Origin of the sequence: Hymenobacter sp. BT559, from assembly GCF_017571525.1 — a bacterium.
Lineage (GTDB): Bacteria > Bacteroidota > Bacteroidia > Cytophagales > Hymenobacteraceae > Hymenobacter > Hymenobacter ginsengisoli.
Genome location: NZ_JAGETY010000007.1, coordinates 85,566 through 105,736, shown reverse-complemented (window position 1 = coordinate 105,736; position 20,171 = coordinate 85,566). Strand labels below are relative to the sequence as shown.

Annotated in this window: 12 protein-coding genes and 1 tRNA gene; 5 read left to right on the top strand and 8 right to left on the bottom strand. The window is 61.0% G+C overall.

Features of this window, described 5'->3' with window-relative positions; translation table 11 throughout:
- Positions 1-57 precede the first annotated feature (57 nt).
- Positions 58-1,392, top strand: a complete 1,335-nt coding sequence (locus J4D99_RS11430) for a family 1 glycosylhydrolase (RefSeq protein WP_208131844.1) — start codon at positions 58-60, stop codon at positions 1,390-1,392.
- Positions 1,393-1,629: 237 nt separating this feature from the next.
- Positions 1,630-4,218, top strand: a complete 2,589-nt coding sequence (locus tag J4D99_RS11425) for a DUF5686 and carboxypeptidase-like regulatory domain-containing protein (RefSeq protein WP_208131843.1) — start codon at positions 1,630-1,632, stop codon at positions 4,216-4,218.
- 77 nt (positions 4,219-4,295) lie between these two features.
- Here the strand turns inward: J4D99_RS11425 and J4D99_RS11420 are convergent, their stop codons facing one another.
- From J4D99_RS11420 to J4D99_RS11410, 3 genes are all read right to left on the bottom strand, one after another.
- The gene (locus J4D99_RS11420; protein WP_208131842.1) at positions 4,296-5,741 is read right to left on the bottom strand and encodes a hydrolase; all 1,446 of its coding nucleotides are present in this window, start codon (positions 5,739-5,741) and stop codon (positions 4,296-4,298) included.
- 189 nt (positions 5,742-5,930) lie between these two features.
- Positions 5,931-6,002: transfer RNA gene (locus tag J4D99_RS11415), tRNA-Arg, on the bottom strand.
- Positions 6,003-6,034: 32 nt separating this feature from the next.
- A complete protein-coding gene (locus tag J4D99_RS11410) occupies positions 6,035-7,345 on the bottom strand; it encodes a Pycsar system effector family protein (protein WP_208131841.1) in 1,311 nt (436 codons plus the stop codon).
- Between the two features lie 289 nt (positions 7,346-7,634).
- Here J4D99_RS11410 and J4D99_RS21825 point away from each other — a divergent pair, with 289 nt between their 5' ends.
- Entirely contained in the window at positions 7,635-11,732 is a 4,098-nt protein-coding gene (locus tag J4D99_RS21825) for a metallophosphoesterase (RefSeq protein ID WP_236018628.1), read from the top strand.
- A gap of 107 nt (positions 11,733-11,839) precedes the next feature.
- On the opposite strand, the gene ppk1 is transcribed toward J4D99_RS21825, so the two are convergent.
- Positions 11,840-13,957, bottom strand: coding sequence for a polyphosphate kinase 1 (ppk1, locus tag J4D99_RS11400; protein ID WP_208131840.1), 2,118 nt, complete (start codon positions 13,955-13,957; stop codon positions 11,840-11,842).
- A 97-nt stretch (positions 13,958-14,054) separates the two neighbouring features.
- Positions 14,055-14,552, bottom strand: a complete 498-nt coding sequence (locus J4D99_RS11395; RefSeq protein ID WP_208131839.1) for a SixA phosphatase family protein — start codon at positions 14,550-14,552, stop codon at positions 14,055-14,057.
- A gap of 70 nt (positions 14,553-14,622) precedes the next feature.
- Between J4D99_RS11395 and J4D99_RS22090 the strand changes: the two genes are divergently transcribed.
- On the top strand, positions 14,623-15,843 hold the full coding sequence (locus J4D99_RS22090; protein WP_208131838.1) for a redoxin domain-containing protein: 1,221 nt from the start codon (positions 14,623-14,625) through the stop codon (positions 15,841-15,843).
- A 96-nt stretch (positions 15,844-15,939) separates the two neighbouring features.
- Here the strand turns inward: J4D99_RS22090 and hflX are convergent, their stop codons facing one another.
- The 3 genes from hflX to J4D99_RS11375 all read right to left on the bottom strand — a co-directional run bounded on the left by hflX (position 15,940) and on the right by J4D99_RS11375 (position 18,889).
- Complete coding sequence (gene hflX, locus J4D99_RS11385) at positions 15,940-17,286, bottom strand: GTPase HflX (RefSeq protein ID WP_208131837.1); 1,347 nt, start codon at positions 17,284-17,286, stop codon at positions 15,940-15,942.
- Between the two features lie 72 nt (positions 17,287-17,358).
- Positions 17,359-18,465, bottom strand: a complete 1,107-nt coding sequence (locus J4D99_RS11380) for a glycoside hydrolase family 18 protein (protein ID WP_208131836.1) — start codon at positions 18,463-18,465, stop codon at positions 17,359-17,361.
- 124 nt (positions 18,466-18,589) lie between these two features.
- Positions 18,590-18,889 carry a c-type cytochrome gene (locus J4D99_RS11375; RefSeq protein ID WP_208131835.1) on the bottom strand — a complete coding sequence of 100 codons (300 nt, stop codon included), beginning with the start codon at positions 18,887-18,889 and terminating at the stop codon, positions 18,590-18,592.
- Positions 18,890-19,016: 127 nt separating this feature from the next.
- Here J4D99_RS11375 and J4D99_RS22190 point away from each other — a divergent pair, with 127 nt between their 5' ends.
- Positions 19,017-20,168 (top strand): glycosyltransferase, encoded by a 1,152-nt coding sequence (locus J4D99_RS22190; protein WP_208131834.1) that lies wholly within the window; start codon positions 19,017-19,019, stop codon positions 20,166-20,168.
- The last annotated feature ends 3 nt before the right edge of the window (positions 20,169-20,171 follow it).

Below are 20,171 nucleotides of genomic sequence, written 5' to 3'. Positions count from 1 at the left end.
TGTCGCGCTTTGCTCCTCGCTGCTCACTGTTCCCTGCTCATTGTTAACTGCTTATTTATGAAATCCTTTCTCACCGAAATCAAGGAGCATTTCGGTAGCGGCAACTACGACGGCGACGAGTTTGGCGGGGCGCGCGGGCACAACGGCAGCGGGCTGCCCACGGGGCTGCCCAACAACTTTATGTTTGCTACCGGCATCGAGTGCAGCTACCCCACCATCGACCACGGCAAAACCCGCCGCGACCTGCTGGCTGAGTGCGACCACTACAACCGCTACAAAGAAGACCTGGGCCTGGTGAAGGAGCTGGGTTTGAAAGTGCTGCGCTACGGCCTGCCCTACTATAGCATTCAGCAGAGCCCCGATAAATACGACTGGGAGTTTGCCGACCTGGCTATGGCCGAGATGCAGCGGCTCGGCATCACGCCCATCCTCGATTTGATGCATTTTGGGGTACCCGACTGGCTGGGCAATTTTCAGAACCCCGAGCTGCCCGTGCACTTCGCCGCCTATTGCGAAGAGGTAGCCAAGCGCTACCCCTGGGTGCGCTACTACACCCCCGTCAACGAGATTTACGTCACCGCCAAGTCGAGCGCCAAAGACGGCATCTGGAACGAGCAGCTGAAGTCCGACAAAGGCTTTGTCACGGCCCTCAAGCACACGGTGGCGGCGAGCATCATGGGCACGCAAAAGATTGCCAAGCACCGCCCCGACTGCGTGATTGTGCAAAGCGAGTCGGCCGAGTTTACGCACGAGCTGCGGGCCGAGCACACCCCCACCGTGCAGCTCGAAAACAAGCTGCGCTTTACCTCGCTCGACCTGCTATACGCGCACCAGCCCGAGGGCGAAGTCCTCAACTACTTGTACGACAATGGCATGACCCGGCAGGAGTACGATTGGTTTATGGCCGGCGAGCCGCCCGGCTACCAGGTAATGGGCAACGACTACTACGGCCGCAACGAGAAGATTATGTTGCCCAACGGCGAAATCTGCACCAGCATGGACGTGCTGGGCTGGTACACTATCACCCACGACTACTACCAGCGCTATAAGAAGCCGGTGATGCACACCGAAACCAACGTGTTTGATGCCCAGGAGGCGCCCACCTGGCTCTGGAAGCAGTGGGTCAACGTCTTGCGCATCCGCAAGGAAGGCGTGCCGGTGCTGGGCTTTACGTGGTATTCGCTTATCGACCAGGTAGACTGGGAAACGGGGCTAGCCCAGAAAAAAGGCACCGTGAATGCCTGCGGCCTCTACGACCTCGACCGCAAGCCCCGGCCCGTGGCCGAGGCGTATAAGATGCTGCTGCAGGAGTATGGCCAGATTACTATCGTGCCCCACGGCGAGCTGTTTGAGGTGACCGAGCGGCCCGCGACGCTGAAAGTCGAAGTGTAAAACCAGCCATTGGCATAGAAAAATGATGTTTTCAGGAAGCGGCTCAAACCAGATTTTGAGCCGCTTTTTTTGTAGTTAATCAAGGTAAAATATTCATTATTAGCGCCAACTTCGACCTAAATACGCTCTGTAGCGTATGCCTAGGTGGTCATCTGGAACTAGTTGGCACCTGCGGCACCTTGCGTAACTTGCAAGCGTGTCTCTCTAACCCAAGGCCTTGCGTATCGCTCTACTTATATGAAATTTACCGTTTCGCTACTGCTGCTAGGCCTGCTGTTGACCGGCCGGCTTGCAGTGGCCCAACGCATTACCCTTAGCGGGCAGGTGGTGGAAGCGGCTACGGGCGAGCCGGTGCCGTTTGCGTCGATTTTTGTGCCGCGCACCAGCACTGGCGTCACGGCCGACCAGGAGGGTAAGTTCCGCCTAAGCGTGGAGGGTGCGCCCGACTCGCTGGCGGCTTCGTCGCTCGGCTTTATTACGCTGCGCAAAAAGCTCACGGCCGAGCCCGCGCAAACCTTGCTGTTTCGCCTCAAAAAAGGCGGAGGTGTGGCCCTGGGCGAAGTATTTGTGAGCTCGCGCAAGCCCGAGAACCCGGCATTTCGCATTTTGCGCGAAGTGCAGAAGCACAAGCCCGAAAACGAGCGCACTGCCCTCACCTCGGCCGAGTTCGACTCGTATAACCGCATTGAGGTGAGCCTGGCCGACATTCCGAAGGCCCTGGCCAACCGCAAGGTGGTGAAAGACATGCGGGCCCTGGCTGCCCGCCACGGGGCCACTGCCGCCGCCGACCCCGACGCTCCGCTGCCGCTGTTTGCCTCGGAGGTCGGCTCAAAGGTGTACGTGAAATATGGCCCGCCGCTGCACCGCCGCGAAGATATCCTGCACAAGCAGATGCGCGGCGCCGGCCCGCGCGAGGGCTCGGTGCTGAGCCAGATGCTAGGGTCGAATTTTCAGAATTTCGACTTCTACCCAAATTGGCAAAATATTCTGGGTAAGGACTTTATCTCGCCCATTTCGGCGGGCGGGCGCCTCACCTACGACTACACTCTGCAAGATTCGCTGCTGGTGGGCCAGGATATGTGCTACAAGATAGCGGTGGCGCCTAAGCGCGACCACGACCTGGCTTTTACGGGCACTATCTGGATTACGAAGGACAAGTACGCGCTGCGCCGCATCGACGTAGTAGCCAGCGAGCACGCCAACCTCAACTTCGTGAGCGACTTGCGCATTATGCAAGAGCTGACGCCGCCCGACCAGGGACCGGGGCTAGCAGCCCGCACCCGCCTGGTGGTGGCCGTGCAGCCCGGCGACAAGCAGGCTGCCATGCGCGTGCGCTTTACAACAGTTAATTCTGGCTTTCAACGCAATACGGAGCATCCCGGCAACTTCTACGACCAGCCTATCGTGTCGACGGTGATGGAGCCCGGCACCGACAGCGAAACCAGCGGCCTCGTGAGCGGCCTGCTGCCACGCGGCGCTACCGAGGGCTACTTCGACAAAAACCGCCCCGATACGCTGAGCCTGAACGAGCGCCAGACCTTTGCGGTGCTTGACTCGGCGCGCGAGCTGCCTGCCGTGCGCAGCACCCTCGACTGGATAGATTTGTTTATCAACGGCTACCGCCGGTTGGGCCAGCATGGCCTGGTTGAGCTAGGGCCAATAATCAACACCTTCGCCTACAACAACTTCGAGGGTGCTCGCTTCCGCCTGGGCTTCCGCACCACACCGGCCTTTAGCCGCAATTGGGTGTTGCAGCCCTACGTGGCCTACGGCACCATGGACAACCGCTTTAAGTACGGCCTGCGGGCTAGCTACATTGCCGAGCGGCGGCACTGGACCGTACTAGGCGGCGAGTACCGGCACGATGTGGAGCAGTACGCGCTGCTCGACAACGACTTTCTGCCCGATAATAACCTCTTTGTAGCGGCCTCACGCTGGGGGCGCTTCAAGGAAGGACTACCCATTATGCGCGACTTGTCGCTGCTGAGCGTGCAGCGCGACCTGTTTCACGGCTTCACGCAGACTGTCATTCTGCGCTATCAAAACAGCGTGCCGCAGTTTATGGTGCGCACCCAGCCGCGGCCGGGAAGCGTGGACCCTACCGAACTGACGCCCGATAAGCTGCACCAAACGGAGCTGGTGCTGGAGTCGCGCTACGCCCCCGATGAAAACCTGGTGCAAGCCGAAAACCGCCGCCGGGCCATCGGGCTCAAGCACTGGCCGGTGTTCACGTTCCGCTACACCTTCGGCACCATTGACTGGTTTCGGGGCAATAACACGTACCACAAGTACAACCTGCTGGTCACGCATAGCCTGTCGGCCGGCCACTTTGGGCGCCTCAACTACCGCGTGGAGGGTAGCTACATTCCCTCAGAGGTATCGTACCTGCTGCTGAAGGCGCCACTCGGCAACCAGACGCCGTTCTACAACATCAACTCGTTTAACCTGCTCAATTACTTTGAGTTCGTAACCGACCGCTCGGTATCGCTGCGCCTCGACCACCACTTCGAGGGCATCATTCTAAACGCCATTCCGGGCATCCGGCGCTTGAACTGGCGCCTGGTAGCCACCGCCAATTTCCTCTACGGCGGCCTCACCGCTGCTAATAAGCTCTCGCCGGTAGATGGGCGTGGCAACCAGTTTTTGCTGCCCTCGCTCGGCCAGGCTCCTTATATCGAGGCCGGCTACGGCGTCGAGAATATCTTCAAATTTCTGCGGGTCGATTTCATTCACCGCGTCACCTACCGCAACGAGTCGCCCACTACGCGCGGCGGCAATGCCCCGCCCAACTTTGGGGTGAAAGTGGGCGCACAGTTTCGGCTCTAGCTCTACCGGGCGGTTACCTGAAAAAAAGACCCTGGCCGCGCGGCCAGGGTCTTTTTTTCAGGTAACCGCCCGGTAGCTTACTGCTGATTGGCCAGCCAGAGCGAAGCGTTCAGGTGCAGCGGCGCGTGGCTCGAAATCTCGGTCCAGCCAGGATACACGGTGTTGCCGGGGCTGCCAGTGCCGTCATCAGCCGGCGACGAATCGGTGATGCAGAAGACGCGGCCCGTGCCGAAGGTGCTGGTGGCGCACATAATGTTGCTGAGGCCCTGCGCCGAGCTGCCCTGCCAGATAAGCGGCTGGGCCTGCGAGCCGCTGGTCTTGGTGATGGTAGCGCCATTCGAGAACTTGAGTTGCGTCACATTGCCCTGCGAGCCGTGCAGGATAACGTTGGTACTGCTAGCCAGCACGTTGGAAGTCGTTTCGGAGATATTGGTGAGCGCGATGCTGTAGCCGAAGGGGTTGGCCTGCACCGAGTTGTTGCTCATCAGGTCGTTCCAGATGGCTGGCGAGTCGTAGCCGTCGTTATCGCGGTCCGACACGGTATGGTCGGAAATCATAAACAGGCCGCCGCCGTGTTGAACGAAGTTGAGAATAGCCGTTTTCTCGCTGGCCGTGAATAGGTTATTGGGCTCGTCTACCACAAATACGTTGTAGTTGGCCAGGTCCTGGGGGTTCGAGGTATTGCCGTAGGTGATGGCCGTGCCGCTAGGCAGGTTCTCGACCGAGTTGCCGAGCTTCACCAAGGCCACACCCCATGAGGAAAGAGCGGCCGTCCAGTAGCTCTCGGAAGTGCTGGCCGTGATGCCCGAGGCAGCGGGCGTGGGGAAACGCGGTACTACGCCGGCATCTACATCGAGCGCCCAGTCGGCGTTGCCGGCCAGCTCGCCGTGGCTAGCGTCAAACAAAAATTTCTTGCCGCCGCTGGTGGTGCCCCCGCCGCCCGTGCCGGTGCCGCCGTAGCTCTGCACCGTAATGTTGTCGAAGTTGAGGCGGTTGGTGCTGCCGTCGGTTTTGCGCACTTGCAGGCGCACGGGGCCCGCTAGGTTTACCGTGAAGCTGGCCGTGCTCAGGGCTGTGCTGCTGCTGGTGATAGTACTGCCCACTTTGGCGTACGATGCGCCGCTGTTGGCGCTGGCCCAGAGCTCCCAGGTGCCGCTGGCGTCGGTGCCGTAGCGGGCGTGGTCTACCGTTACCACGCCGGCGCCGTCCGTCAGGTCGAAGTTCATGCTCAGCATGCCGCTGTTGCGCACGCGGGCCGACTGGGTGCCGGTTTTAGGGTCAGCCGTGGTGTTGCCGAGCAGGGCATCGTTGAGCGTCCAGGAGCCCGAGCCGAGCGTGACGCTGGCGCTGGCATAGGCGGTTTTGGTACCGGTTTCAAACCCTTCGGGGAAACCCGGCGCCGAGGCATTCTGGCTTACCGCCGTAGCGGCCGGTACTTGGGGGCTAGCGTCCTGGCGGGCGCAGGCGGCTAATAGGGCGGCGCCCAGCAGCGGCGCTGCCAGGTAACGAAATACTTGCTTCATGGAAAAGGAGTAAGAGGTAGAGAATGAGAGGCTTAGGCCAAGGCAAAGCTACTACCTGTTATTCTTTCCAATTATGAAGATTTTATGAGGTAAGCCTAATTAACAATATATTAATCAAGGCTCCCTCCGGGCCTCAAAACAAAATTCTCCGCTACGGCTCGAAGCGGAGAATTTAAAAAATAATACATGTAGCCACGAGCAGATTCGAACTGCTATCAAGCGTTTAGGAAACGCCTATTCTATCCCTTGAACTACGCAGCCAGGCCACAAAGTTACGCCGCTAGGCGGCACGGCTACATCTTATACGCCAATACTATTCCAAACGAGAGCGCCGTGAGGATGAGGCCGACCATAAAAATGGAATAGCTCACGCGCAGCAGCTTGTACTTGCGGTCGAGCACTTCGCCGAGGTAGTACACGTCGGTTACCATGTTGGTATACAAGGTATCTTTCTGACGCATCAGCTCGCGCATGCCTTCCTGAAAGTGCTGGAGGCTGAGCTTGGTGAACTGCCCGAAGAATAGCAGGTTGACGCGCCGATTGGTGGCAATCTCCGGGTTTTTCTTCAGCCAGTTGAAGCTCGTGACATCGGGCTGGGCCGAAAGGATGGCCGACGTAACCGACCCTAGCGCCGTGATGAGCAGCACGCCCATGGGCACGGCCAGAATGGGGTTGCGGATAAAGCTAGCGTTGCCGGTGGGGCTGTGTCCCGTCGACTTGGCCCCGAAGTAGGTAATTATGACGGAGAGAATTACCGCATTGAGCTGAATCATCATGCTGGCCTTTTTGTCGGCCATGTCCGAGAGCTTCATGTGGTTGGAGTACATGGTGCGAAACATCGTTTCGATGCCCCGCTTGGGCTCGGCGAAGGTTTCGGTGGCTTCCTTTTCCTTTTTCTTGGCCTTTTTGGCGGCCTTCTTGAGGTGGTCGCGCTGGTCCTCGATATTATTCTTAAGGCACTTCTTATAGCGCGCCTTGCCTGCTTCCGACTGGTACTTGTGGGCTAGCATGAAATTGAGCTGCAGCTCGGCCCAGTCGGGGGTGGTGTACGACTTGTCGAGAGCCAGCTCCCACTCGTTGCGAATGAGCTCGGCGCGCGCCCGGAAGTCATCGGCCGCCAGGTTGCTCATGTCGGCATCGACAAGCATTTTTTCCAGCTCGGTTTTGGCTCCTTCGTTGCGGTGGGTAGCCCGGATGAGATTTTTAACGACCTCCATGCGGGCCGGGTCATAGCCTTTTTCCTGGAGCCAGGCGGCGGCCCGGGCCATGCTCTTGTACTCGTGGCCGTCGTAGGTATCGAGGTAGCCGGTGTCGTGAAACCAGGCCGCCAGCAGCAACTCCTCGGTTTGCTCAGGCGAAAGCTTGGCATCGTCGGCTAGGTTGCGCGCCTGTTTTACCACGTAGGCCGTGTGGGCCAGCGTGTGGTAGGTAAGGCGCGGGTCGAGCTCTTTTTCGAGCAGCGGCTCAAGGTAGGCCTGGGCCTGCTGCACCAGCGCCGAGGGCTCGGGCTTGGGTGCTTTGGCAGGCTTGGCATGCGCCTCTTCGTGAGATTCGGCAGCGGAAGCCTGGGCCTCGGCTTCGGCGGGGAGAGTGGTAGTAGCCATAATGCAACGCAAGAAACAACAGCCGGCCGGCGTTGGGTTCGGCCCGGTGGCGAGCTTTCAACGGGGGCTAGCCAGCGCGGGTTAGTGCCTAACCTCAACCGTGCCTGCCTGCTTTGCGTAGCTGCGGCTAGCCTCGGGGCCAAAGCGGGTTCATTCGTACTTCATTGGCCGGGGCGGTTACCCCGTCATCGGTCAGCCCGTCGATACCGTATAAGGGGCCCGCTACCCGCCTACTTCTTTCTTCTGCACCTACCCGCTGCCTCCCTCAGCAGGTTGTATCTCAGTTTCTATGACGCTTTTTTTCCGCCTCTTTTTCTGCTTAAGCCTGCTAGCCGCCCTGCCGTTTACGGCCGCCGCCCAGCTCGAAGAATTAGGCGAAGCCGGCGAGTCCGACTTCAACCCCGTCAACCCCAAGCCCAACTACCGGGGCAAAGCCCTGGGCTGGGAAAAAAATGTGCCGCCCGATTCGGCCCGCATCCGCTACTCGGTGTTTTTGATTGGCGACGTGGGCAATCCCATTCCGGCCGAAAAAGGCGGCGAGCCCTCGCTCAACTTCATGCGCCAGCAAATGCTGCAGGCTGGCAGCAAGAGCGCGGTAGTATTTCTAGGCGATAATATCTATAACCAGGGGATGCCGCCCGAGGGCGCCTACGACCGCAGGATTGCCGAGGGCCGCCTCAACACCCAGCTCAATACGCTGAAGGGCTACAAGGGTGAGAAATACATGGTGCCCGGCAACCACGACTGGATTCAGGGCTACAAGGGCGGGCTAGCCCAGGTAAACCGCGAGCAGGCTTATGCTGAGCACTACCTGGCCCAGGACTCGGCCGAGTTTTCCTATACCGGCGACTTTCTGGTGCCGCGCGATGGCTGCCCCGGCCCGTACGAGATACGACTGCGCGACGACCTGGTGATGATTGCCATTAACTCGCAGTGGTTTATCACCGACCAGGCCAACCGGCCCTACGGCAATGCCTGCGGGGCCGATACCGAGGAGGAAGTGTATGCCCAGTTGGAGGAAGTTATCAAGCGCAACCAGAACAAGCACATTCTGATTGTGACCCACCACCCACTGTTTTCGGACGGCATTCACGGCGGCTACTTCACCTTGGCCGACCACTTGTTTCCGCTGAGCATTGTGCAGAAATACGCCTTCCTGCCGCTGCCTGTTATCGGCTCGGTATACCCTCTGGCGCGCATGTACGGCGGCATTGCGCAGGATATCTCTTACCCGGCTTATCAGGATTATAAGAAAAACCTGCGCGACCTGTTCAGCAAGTACCCGAACGTAATTTATGCCAACGGGCACGAGCACAACCTGCAGTACTACGACGACCCCTTCAGCAAGGCGCATTTTATCACGAGCGGCTCGGGCTGCAAAACCCAGCACGTGAAACCCGGCAACGGGGGCGCCGCCTTGTTTTCGGACAAGGAAAAGGGCTTTGCCCGGCTCAACTATTACGACGACGGCCAGGTGTGGGTCGAGTACTTCATTCCACGCGATGCCGACAAGGGCCAGACCGCCCGGCGCGTGTATCGCCAGCAGGTGTATGCCGACCTCGGCCGTGGCACCCTGGCCAGTGCGCAGAAGGGCCCCGGCGGCGCGGCTAGCCCCACCAAGGCCGACGCGGGCAAGGTGCAGGGCAAAAGCGCCCCCGCCGGCACCGCCCAAACGGTGAAGGGCAACCAGAGCCGCGACGACCTCGAAAACGCCGCCTCCACGGGCACGCCCCACCAGCCCACCGGCGCGCCGGTGGTGACCTCGACTGCTAAGCGCCCCAACTATAAAGACAGCACCGTGACCGTGGCCGTGAACCCGGCCTACAACCAGCACGGCAAGTTTCATAACTGGCTGCTGGGCGAGCACTACCGCAAGGAATGGGCGACGCCGGTGAAATTTCCGGTGCTCGACATCAAGACCGCTGAAGGGGGCCTAGTACCCTACAGAACGGGCGGCGGCAAGCAAACTGCCTCGCTGAAAGTGCGCAACGAAGATGGCTACTACTTCACGGTGCGCGGTATAGATAAGGACCCCGCCGCCGTGCTGCCCGAAAACTTCCGCACCGGGCTGGCCAAGGCTGTGCTGCAAGACCAGATATCGGCCCAGCACCCGTATGCCTCGTTTGTGCTGCCCCCCCTAGCCACGGCGGCGGGCATTTTGCACACCAACCCGCGCTACGTTTACATCCCCAACGACCCCGCGCTAGGGCAGTACCAGCAAAAATTTGCCAACACGCCCGCCGCGCTCGAAGAAGACGCCAAGGGCAGCCAGGATGCCGATGCCTCGCTAGGCTATGCCAAGAAGCTGGTGAGCACCGACAAGATGCTCGAAAACCTGCTCGAAGACAACGACAACCAGGTCGACGAGCCGGCCTTTGCCCGCTCGCGCTTGTTTGATATGTGGATAGGCGACTGGGACCGCCACGAGGACCAGTGGCGCTGGGCCCAGCACAAAACCGACGACGGCGACAAGATATACACCGCCGTGCCGGAGGACCGCGACATTGCTTTTTTCAAGGGCGATGGCGTGCTGCCCACGCTGATTTCCAAGAAATTTGCGGTGCGTAACTTCCAGAACTTCGGCTACGACTACGGCGATTATGCCGGCCTCAACCAGACTGGCCTCAGCAACGACCGCCTGTATTTGAGCGGGGTGAGCCGCGAGGAGTGGGTGAAGCAGGCCAATATCATGAAGGCCCAGCTCACCGATGAGGTAATTGAGAAAGCTTTCCGCGACAAGTGGCCGGCCCAGATTTATGCCGAGCACGGCGCCGAAATCGTGGCCAAGCTCAAGAGCCGCCGCGACCTGCTGCCCGACGTGGCCCGCAAGTACTCGGACCTGATGAGCGACATCGTGGAGGTGCGCGGCTCGCAGAAGCGCGAGAAGTTTACGGTGACGCGCCTGCCCGACCACAAAACGCACGTGGTGATGCAGAAAATCAGCAAGAAAGGCAAACTATCGAAAGTGCTCTACGACCGCACCTTCGACCGCGTGACGGACGAGATTCGCCTCTACGGCATCAGCGGCAGGGACGTGTATGACCTGAGCGGCGACGAACGCCAGGGCCACAAAATCCGCATCATTGCCGGCACCGGGCGCGACTCCATCGTCGATAACTCGCGGGTGGCGGGTATCCGGCACCGCACCCAGATTTACGACGCCGACACCGGCAACGTCATCCTCAACCAGCGTGGCGAGGCCCGCCTGCGCCTGGAGCCCGGCGTGGAGGTGAGCCGCTACGACCACCCCCACCGCTTCGACCTGAAGGACTACCGCCTCAACTACACCGGCCCGGCGCTGTTTTTTGGGTATAATATCGACGATGGCTTTCTGCTGGGGGGCGGTGTCACGCACCGCCGCTACGCCTTCCGGCGCGAGCCCTTCGGCTCGGAGCAGAGCCTGACGGCCAATATTGCGCCGGCCCGCAGCGGGGCGTTCAACCTGCGCTATATCGGGCAGTTTACGAGCGTATTTGGGGGCAAAACTGACCTGCACGTTGTTGCCCAATACTACGGCCCGCAGCTGCTCTACAACTTCTTCGGCATCGGCAACAACACCCAGAACTACGCCAAAAATGCTGACGAGCACGCCACCAATCGCTCGGTAAACAGCGCTTATCGTGTTCGGTTCGACCGCCTTTACATTGCGCCTACGTTCGAGCGCAAGCTCTTCAGCTTCGGTACGCTGGGCATCGGGCCGCAGTATGAGCGCTTCCAGGTGATGGACGACCAGATTGGCACCGTTATCCGCGACAGCATCGGGACGGGGCTCGAAAACCGGCACTTTGGCGTGCGTAAGTCTGACTTCCAGGCCAACAGCTACCTCGGCGGCCTGCTCTACGTCAACTTCGGCGCGCAGTCGACGCCAAAAGACCCGCGCATCGGCATTCAGTGGCACAACGAGTTTCAGTACAACACCCAGCTCAACGGCGAGCACCTTACCTACGGCCGCTACGCCACCGAGCTTAAGGCCTACCTCACGCCCAACTTTCCGTTCCGCATCACCTACGCCGGGCGCGTGGGCTGGCAGCACAACATCGGCGACTACCGCTTTTACCAGGCCAATACGCTGGGCGGCACCACCAACCTGCGCGGCTACCGCCGCACCCGCTTTGCGGGCCGCGACGCGCTCTACGGCAACTTTGAGGCGCGCCTGCACCTGTTCAAGTTCAACGCCTACCTCTTCCCCGGCACCTTCGGTATCATGGGCCTAGCCGATGCGGGCCGCGTGTACTCGGGGGTTGATACCCGCCAGGGCCTGCAGGCTTTCCACACCGGCTTCGGCGGCGGCGCCTTCGTCAACATCCTCGACGCCACGGTTATCAACGTGACGTATTCGGTGGGCGAGGAAAACCTGGTGTATGTCGGATTCGACTTCTTATTTTAGGGGCTAGCCCCACCCTGCATACAAAAGCCCCGACTGCGTGAGTAGTCGGGGCTTTTGTATGCAGGGTGGAGTCTGCTCGCTAGGGCCACTTTATCGCCCTCAACTAGCTAATCCTGTTTAGTCTTCACCGCCCGCTTGCGTCCCGCCAGCTTTTTCAGGTACTGCCGCTCGGCTTCCTGGGCGCGCACCAGGGGCTGGCCCTCGGCGGGCAAAATGTAATGGTTGTCGAAGTCGCGGGCCTTCACGTTGTCCTGGCGCTCGAGGTCGAGCAGGTGGCGGATTTCGGCGCGCAGCGTATCGTCGAGCAGCGGGAAAGCCGCTTCGACGCGCCGGTCGAGGTTGCGGGTCATCCAGTCGGCCGACGAAACGAAGACCTTTTCGTCGCCGCCATTGGCAAACACATAGATGCGGGCGTGCTCCAGATACCTATCGAGCAGGCCGCGCTGGCTGATGGTTTCGCTCAGCCCGGGCTCGCCCGGCACCAGGCAGCCGATGCCCCGGATGAGCAGCTCGATGCGTACCCCGGCCTGGCTGGCCGCGTAGAGCGCGGCTATCATGCCGGGGTCTTCAAGCGAGTTGACTTTCAACAGGATGTACGCCTCTTCGCCGTGCTTGGCGCGGCTGGCCTCGGCGGCGATGAGCTTGAGCAGCTGCTTGCGCAGGGTGAAGGGCGCCACCAGCAGGTGCTGCAGGTGGCTAGGCTCCTCGCCGGTGATGAAGTAGCGAAAAACCTGGTCTACCTCGGCCGTGATTTCCGGATTGGCCGTGAACAGGCCGTGGTCGGCGTAGAGGTGGGCGGTGGCCTCGTTGAAGTTGCCCGAGCTCAGGTAGGCATAGCGCTGCGGCGGGCGCACGCCCACCGCGGGCTCGTCGTCGGCCTCGTCGCGGCGCGTGATGAGCAGCAGTTTGGCGTGGCACTTGAGCTCGGGGGGCGTGAAGATGACGTGCGCCCCGGCGCGCTGCAATTTCTCGGCCCAATACATATTGCTTTCCTCGTCGAAGCGCGCCTTCAACTCTACCACCACGGTCACCTGCTTGCCGTTTTTCACGGCTTTGAGCAAGGCCTTGGCCACGGCGCTTTTGGGCGCTACGCGGTAGAGCGTGAGGCTGATGGCGCTCACGCGCGGGTCGTGGGCAGCCTCGCGCAGCAGGCGCGGCACCACGTCGAAGCTCTGAAAGGGCGGGTGCAGTAGGTGGTCGCGCCGGGCTATGGCAGGCAGCAGCGGGCCGGTGCGCGGCAGGCTGGGGTGCGGCAGCTCGGGCCACTCGGGGTTAAGCAAATCCTGGCGCCCAAAGTTGGGGAAGCCAAAAAAATCGCGGAAGTTGTGGTAGCGGCTGCCTTCTACCAGTTCCTCGTCCTCGATGCCCGTCTTCTGCTTGATGGCCTTGAGCACGCTTTTGGGCGTGGCGGGGTCAAAAAGCAGCCTAGCGGGGTAGCCAGTGGCGCGCTTGGCCAGGCTGCTCTTTATTTTGGCCATCAGGTCGCCCGATACTTCCTCGGCAATGTCGAGCTCGGCATCGCGGCTCAGCTTGATGGCATTTACCTGCACCCGCCCGTAGGCCGGGAAGAGACTGGCCGCGCCGGCCCGCACCACGTCGTCGAGAAACAGCACCAGGTGCGGGTCTTCGGCGGTGCCCGCAGCGCCGGGCAGCGCCACAAAGCGCCCACCGTGCCGCTTGGTAGGCAGCTCCATAATGACGACGCGCTCGGCATCGGCCTTCTTGGTCTTGGCTAGGGGCTCAGTCAGGTCGAAGGTGAGGTAAACGGCCTGGTCTTTCAGAAAAAGCTGGTGCAGGGTGTCGTCGAGCACCACGGGCGAGAGCAGGTTGCGCACGTTGGCCTCGAAGTAGGCTTTCACCCAGTCGCACTGCGCCTCGGTGAGCTCTTCGGAGGTAAGCAGCCGGATGCCGGCAGCCTGCAGCGCGGGCAGCAGCACGTCGCGAAAGGTGTGGCCAAACTCTTCCTGCTGGCGGTGCACCTCGGCCAGCACCTCGGCCAGTATCCGCTTGGGGCTGCCACCAGGCAGCTGCGCGCGGGTCTTCTTTTTGAGCTTGACCAGCCGCCGCAGCGTGGCTACCCGCACCTTAAAAAACTCATCGAGATTGGCCGAGAAGATGGCCAAAAACTTGAGGCGCTCGAGCAGCGGCACGGTCGGGCACTGTGCTTCTTGCAGCACACGGGCGTTAAAGCGCAGCCAGCTTAGGTCGCGGGGGAGGGTTTTCAAGGGTGCGAAAGATTGGTAATGCGCACTGCATACGCAAAAACGTCATGCTCAGCCAAGCTCAGCATGACGTTCGCCTTAGCTATTTACTACCTTATGGTTAGGTATTCTTCGGGTAGTCGTAGAAGTAAAATTCGGCATTGGCAGGCCCGGCCTCGGCCCAGTGCTCTACCTGAAAGCGCACGCACACCACGGCCGCCGTGGGCATTTCGTGGGTGAGGCTGTTGTTGGGCAGCAGGTAGTTAGCGGTGTCGGTCATGGTGGGGTTGTGGCCCGTGAGCATGACCGCCTCGGCCGCATCGGGCAGGTCGCGGATAACGGCGAGCTGGGTATCGAGGTCGGCCTCGTACAGGCAGGGCTCTACCCGAATTTTATCGTGCGGGTAGCCTAGCTCGCGGGCCACGAGCACGGCCGTGGTCATGGCCCGCACGGCGGGCGAGCTCACGAGCAAGTCGAGGGCAATCTGGCGCTTGGCTAGGGCCTGGCCCATGGCGGGGGCATCGGTGCGGCCCCGGTCGTTGAGCGGGCGCTCCTGGTCGGTGAGCTCATCGAAGCTCCAGCTCGACTTGGCGTGGCGCATCAGATACAGTGTTTTCATGGCACGAAGCTAGGCGATAGGGCCGTTATCAGGGACGTTATAAATTAAGAATATGTTGTACTTTGCCCGCATGAAAACAACTTTTCTCCAGGCAGGGGCTACCCTGGCCCTGCTAGGCCCAGCGCTGGCCTGGGGCCAGATGGCCCCTCCTCCCCCGCCCGCGCCCACTACTATGGCCGCTAGCCCCAAGAGCGAAGCAGCCCAGCCCTTCACCATCCACGGCAAGCTGGCCAGCCCCGCCACGGGCATGGCCTACCTGCGCCACGGCGGCCCCACGGGCAAGCTCGATTCGGCCCAGGTGAACAAGGGTATTTTTAGCATTCGCAGCACGGCTCCGGCCGGCACGCTGGGCATGCTGTATGTGCAGAAGAAAGCTCCCTTTAAGCGGATGTATAGCAAAGGGGAGCGCATTGCGTACAGCTTGCCGGTGTACCTGGAGCCAGGCACCATTAAGGTGAGCAGCGCCGACTCGCTGGCCAATGCCACGGCGCTCGGCACCCCGCTCAACGCTGATAACGCCCGCCTGACGGCGGCCCTGCGCCCCACCACCGCCCAGATTACGCAAATCATGACCCGCTACCAGGCTGCCACGCCCGGGCAGCGCAACGACAAAGCCTTTGGCGAGGCGCTTGATAAACAGTACGAAGCCATCGAAGCTGCCCAGAAAGTGGTGCTGGCCAGCTTCATAAAAGCCACGCCGCAAAGCGTGGTGAGCCTGAATGCCCTCAACCGCTACGCCGGCTACGCCATGGACCCGGTCACGGCCGAGCCGCTGTTTAATAGCCTGGCGCCGGCCGTGCGCAGCAGCCAGGGCGGGCAGGATTTTGCCACCCGGCTGGCCGCCGCCAAAACCACAGCCGTGGGCGCGCTAGCCCCCGATTTTACCCAAAATGACGTAAATGGCAAGCCCGTGAAGCTGAGCGACTTCCGGGGCAAGTACGTGCTCGTCGATTTTTGGGCAAGCTGGTGCGGCCCCTGCCGCGCCGAAAACCCCAACGTGGTAGCCAACTACAACCAGTATAAAACCCGCAACTTTACCGTGCTGGGCGTGTCGCTCGACCGCGCCAGCGGCCGCGACGCCTGGCTTAAAGCCATCGAAACCGATGGGCTAGCCTGGACGCAGGTATCAGACCTCAACTTCTGGAAAAACCAGGTAGCGCAGCTCTACGGCATTCAGGCCATTCCGCAGAACTTCCTTATTGGCCCCGATGGCCGCATTGTGGCCAAGAACGTGCGCGGCGAAGAGCTGGGCAAAACCCTGGCCGCCAAGCTGCCCACCGCGGCGCAGTAAGCGCTAGCCCCCTCCTGCAACAAAAAAGCCGGTCATTGCTGACCGGCTTTTTTGTTGTGCCCTAGGGTGTTTTGCCAGGGCCGCTCTGGGGTGGGGCTAGTCGGCGTACTCGCTGTAGCCGGCGGCGAAGTGCGGGAAGCGCTGGGCCGCCAGCTCGCCCACGCGGCGGGCTAGCAGCTCACGCAGGGCCTCAATGTTCTCCTTGTTTTGGGCCGAGATGAACACCACCGGGTCGTGCAGGCGGGCCATGTAAGTTTCCTGCAGCTGCTCGAGCGGCGGGCGCGGCGCGGCCTCCTCAAAGTCGGTCGGAAACTCCTGGTCGGGGTCATCGTCGGCAAAGTTCGGGGCCGGGTTTTCCTCGGGCTTGTACTGGTCTATCTTATTGAAAACGAGCAGCGCCGGTTTGTCGGCCGCGCCGATTTCACGGAGCGTTTCGTTCACCACTTCGATATGCTCCTCAAAGGCTGGGTGCGAAATATCGACTACGTGAATGAGCAGGTCGGCCTCCCGAATCTCATCGAGGGTGCTCTTAAAGCTCTCGATAAGCCTGGTAGGCAGCTTGCGAATAAACCCTACCGTGTCGCTCAGCAGAAAGGGCACGTGGTTGTCGAGCACCACCTTGCGCGTGGTGGCATCGACGGTGGCGAAGAGCTTATTTTCGGCAAAGACTTCGGCCTTGCCCAGCAGGTTCATTATCGTGCTTTTGCCCACGTTGGTATAGCCCACCAGGGCCACCCGAATGGTTTGGGTGCGGGTTTTGCGCTGGGTCACGGCCTGCTTGTCGAGGTCTTCGAGCTTCTCTTTCAGGAAGGCAATGCGGTCGCGCACGATACGGCGGTCGGTTTCGATTTCGGTTTCGCCGGGGCCCTTCATGCCCACGCCACCGCGCTGCTTGTCCAAGTGAGTCCAGAGGCCGGTGAGGCGCGGCAGCAGGTACTGGTACTGCGCCAGCTCGACCTGGGTGCGCGAGGTGGCCGACTTGGCGCGCAGGGCAAAGATGTCGAGAATGAGCAGCGACCTGTCCACAATTTTCACCTTCAGCTCGGCCTCCAGGTTGCGCAGCTGCGAGGGCGACAGGTCGTCGTCGAACACCACCATGCTGGTGTTTTCGTGCTGGGTCCAGGCCTTTATTTCGGCCAGCTTGCCTTCGCCTACGTAGGTGCGGATGTCGGGCTTTTCGAGCTTTTGCACGAAGCGCTTGGTGGCCTCGGCGCCGGCCGTTTCAATCAGAAAAGCCAGCTCATCAAGGTATTCGGTAGTTTGGGCATCGGTTTGGCGGCGCGGGGGCACGCTCACCAGCACGGCAGTTTCGACCTCCTTGGCCGTGGCGTGGGTCTTGACTTTAAGTAGGTGCTTGGGCGTTTTGGCATCGCGCCGGGCCGGCGTACTATCGGTAGCGCCGACGTGGCGGGTGCCGCTGCGGTTGCCGTTTGATTTTGTCATAGAAAAAGAGCGGCGGGAATGGCCGCGATAGGATAAAAGAACACCTACTACGCAGGAAACGTTGACAAAGGCCTAGCGCGCGGCCATATATAATGCGTCGAGCAAACCGTGGCGGGGCACGTCGCCGGTCAGCTCCCAGAACATGATGCCCCCTAGCTTTTTAGCGCGCACGTAGCGGGTTTTCAGGGCAATAGATTTTTCGTTGTCGAAGGTGGCGAGCTCCTGCCGGCGGGCGTTGTAGGCATATGGCGCCTTGGCCACGTCATCCCAGTAGGTGACGAAGCCCCGCGCCGTCGACAAGCTATCGGCGAAGTACTTGTAATCAAACGCTTTCTTGAACTTGCCAGGCTGATACAATCCTTGGTTGGCGGGCCCGACGCCGCCAAAAATGCGGGCATAGAAGGCCGCGCCAATCACAATTTTGCTAGGCGCTACGCCTATTGAGTCGAGGTAGTGTACGCCATCATCCACCGAGGCGCGCTGGCGCGGGGTGGAGTACAGCGGCGTATGGTGGCCCGTGACGGTGCTATAGCCATTCACTAGGTCGTAGCTCATCAGGTTTACGCGGTTCACGAGGGGCATCACAGCCTTCCACTCCACCGAGTTTTGCAGGTACTCGCGGTAACCCCCGGCGGCAAAGCTTATCTCATATTTGGGGCCTAGCGTGGCGCGCAGCCCTTGTATGAGCAGGGTAAAATTGTGGCGGTCTTCGGGCGTGTAGCGGTGGCCGGGCGGGCCCGGAATGGCCGGATACTCCCAGTCGAGGTCAATGCCGTCGGTGTGCGAAGCCACCAGCACCTGCTTCACCGAGGCCACAAACTCGGCGCGGCCCTGCGCGGTCGAGAATACCTGCGAGCAGGTTTCGCAGCCGCCCCAGCCGCCCAGCGACAGCATCACTTTCAGCTTGGGGTTTTGCGCCTTTAGAGCTACCAGCGCTGCCACCGTGGCCTCCGACTGGGGCTTGTCGAAGGTGAACGCATTGCCCTTCAAGTGCAAGAAGCTGTAGATAATGTGCGTCAGCCCCTGGGTTTGGTACTGCTTAAAGGTAGTAGGGTCGCCGGCATAGTAGGCAATAATGTCCATACCGGGCGGTGCGGCCGCCGGGGCTCGGCGCGTAGTGAGGGCGACAGCACCGCTGGCCACAGTCAGCAGCAGGCCCAGGTAAAGAAGCTTTTTCATAAGAAGGCAGTAAGTGTTCAAGCCAGCCCGAAGGTAGGCTTTTTACGCATGCCACCCTCTTCCTGGAAATAGCTTGCCGCAGCTTCTGGCCGTGAGCTATCTAGTCCCTACCTGCCTGGCGGCCCTAGCGCAGCGTGAGCGAGTAGGCCACCACTTGCTCGACCTGGGCCGGGCTGAGGGTTTTGCCAAAAGCAGGCATTTTGCCCATGCCATTAGTCACCAGGTAGGTGCGCCCGAAGGCGTTGAGGTTGCTTTTGGTGAGGTCGTGGGCACCATTGCGGCCTAGCCGGCCATCTTTGCCGTGGCAGCGCTGGCAGTTTTTTTGGAAGATGAGTTGGCCGGGGCTAGCGGGCGGGGCAGCCTGGGCGGCACTGGCGACGGCAAGGCTAGTCAGCAGCCAGCCGACAAAAGAAAAACGCTTCATTAGGAAGGATAACACAAAAACCGCCCCGAAAGTAGCCGACCCAGCTACTTTATGCGGGTTCGGGCGGCATCCGGCCCGACCTTTGCGCCGTTGTAGTACTTTTTCTGTTTTCTGTCCCCGCTAGCCCGTGCGCGTTGCCCTCGTTATTAACACCTCCTGGAACATCTGGAATTTTCGTCGTGGCCTGGTGAAGGCCCTGCAGGCAGCCGGCCACGAAGTGCTGGCTATTGCGCCGCCCGACGCCTATTCCAGCCGGCTGGAAACAGAGCTAGGCTGCCGCTACGTGCCCATCCAGATGGAAAACAAGGGTACCAACCCTATCAAGGACGCCCAGCTCACGCGGCGCTTTGTGGCGGTGTATAAGCGTGAGCGGCCCGATGTGGTGCTGCACTTCACTATCAAGCCCAACATCTACGGCACCCTGGCGGCGCGCATCGCGGGCGTGCCCAGCATCAACAACGTGAGCGGGCTAGGCACGGCCTTCATCGTCGAAAACCTGGTGAGCAAGGTGGTAAAAGGCCTCTACCGGCTGGCCTTCCGCTTTCCGGAGAAGGTGTTTTTTCAGAATAACGACGACCGCGAGCTCTTCATCCGCGGCGGGCTAATAAAGCCGGCGCTCACGGGCCTGGTGCCCGGCTCGGGCGTCGATTTGGCTCGCTTTAAGCCTGACCTCACAGCCGAAAAGGCGCCGGGTGAGCCCTTTACTTTCCTGATGGTGGCGCGGGTGCTCTACGAAAAAGGCATTGTCGAATACTTCGAAGCGGCCAAGCAGGTGCGGGCCGCGCTAGGCCCCGATAAGGTGCGCCTGCAGCTGCTGGGGGCCATCGACGAGGCCGGCGGCGTGGGCGTGACGCGCGCTACCTTCGAGCAGTGGCTAGCCGAGGGCAACATCGACTACCTGGGCACCAGCGACAACGTGGCCGCCCACCTGCACCGCGCCGATTGCGTAGTGCTGCCCAGCTACCGTGAGGGCACCCCCAAAACCTTGCTCGAAGCCGCCGCCTGCGGCAAGCCCCTGGTAACCACCGACGTGCCCGGCTGCCGCGAAACCGTACAAAACGGCCGCAACGGCTACCTCTGCCAAGTGCGCGACGCCGCCGACCTTGCCGACAAACTCCTGCTGGTAGCCCAGCTGCCACCGGCCCGGCTAGCCGCCCTGGGCGCCGCCAGCCGGCAACTGGCCGAAGAAAAGTTTGACGAGCAGCTCGTGCTGCGCCAATATTTGGATGCTGTGGCTGAAGCTGGTCGCAAAGGCCATCCTAGCGCCCTTCAGGCTTAATTT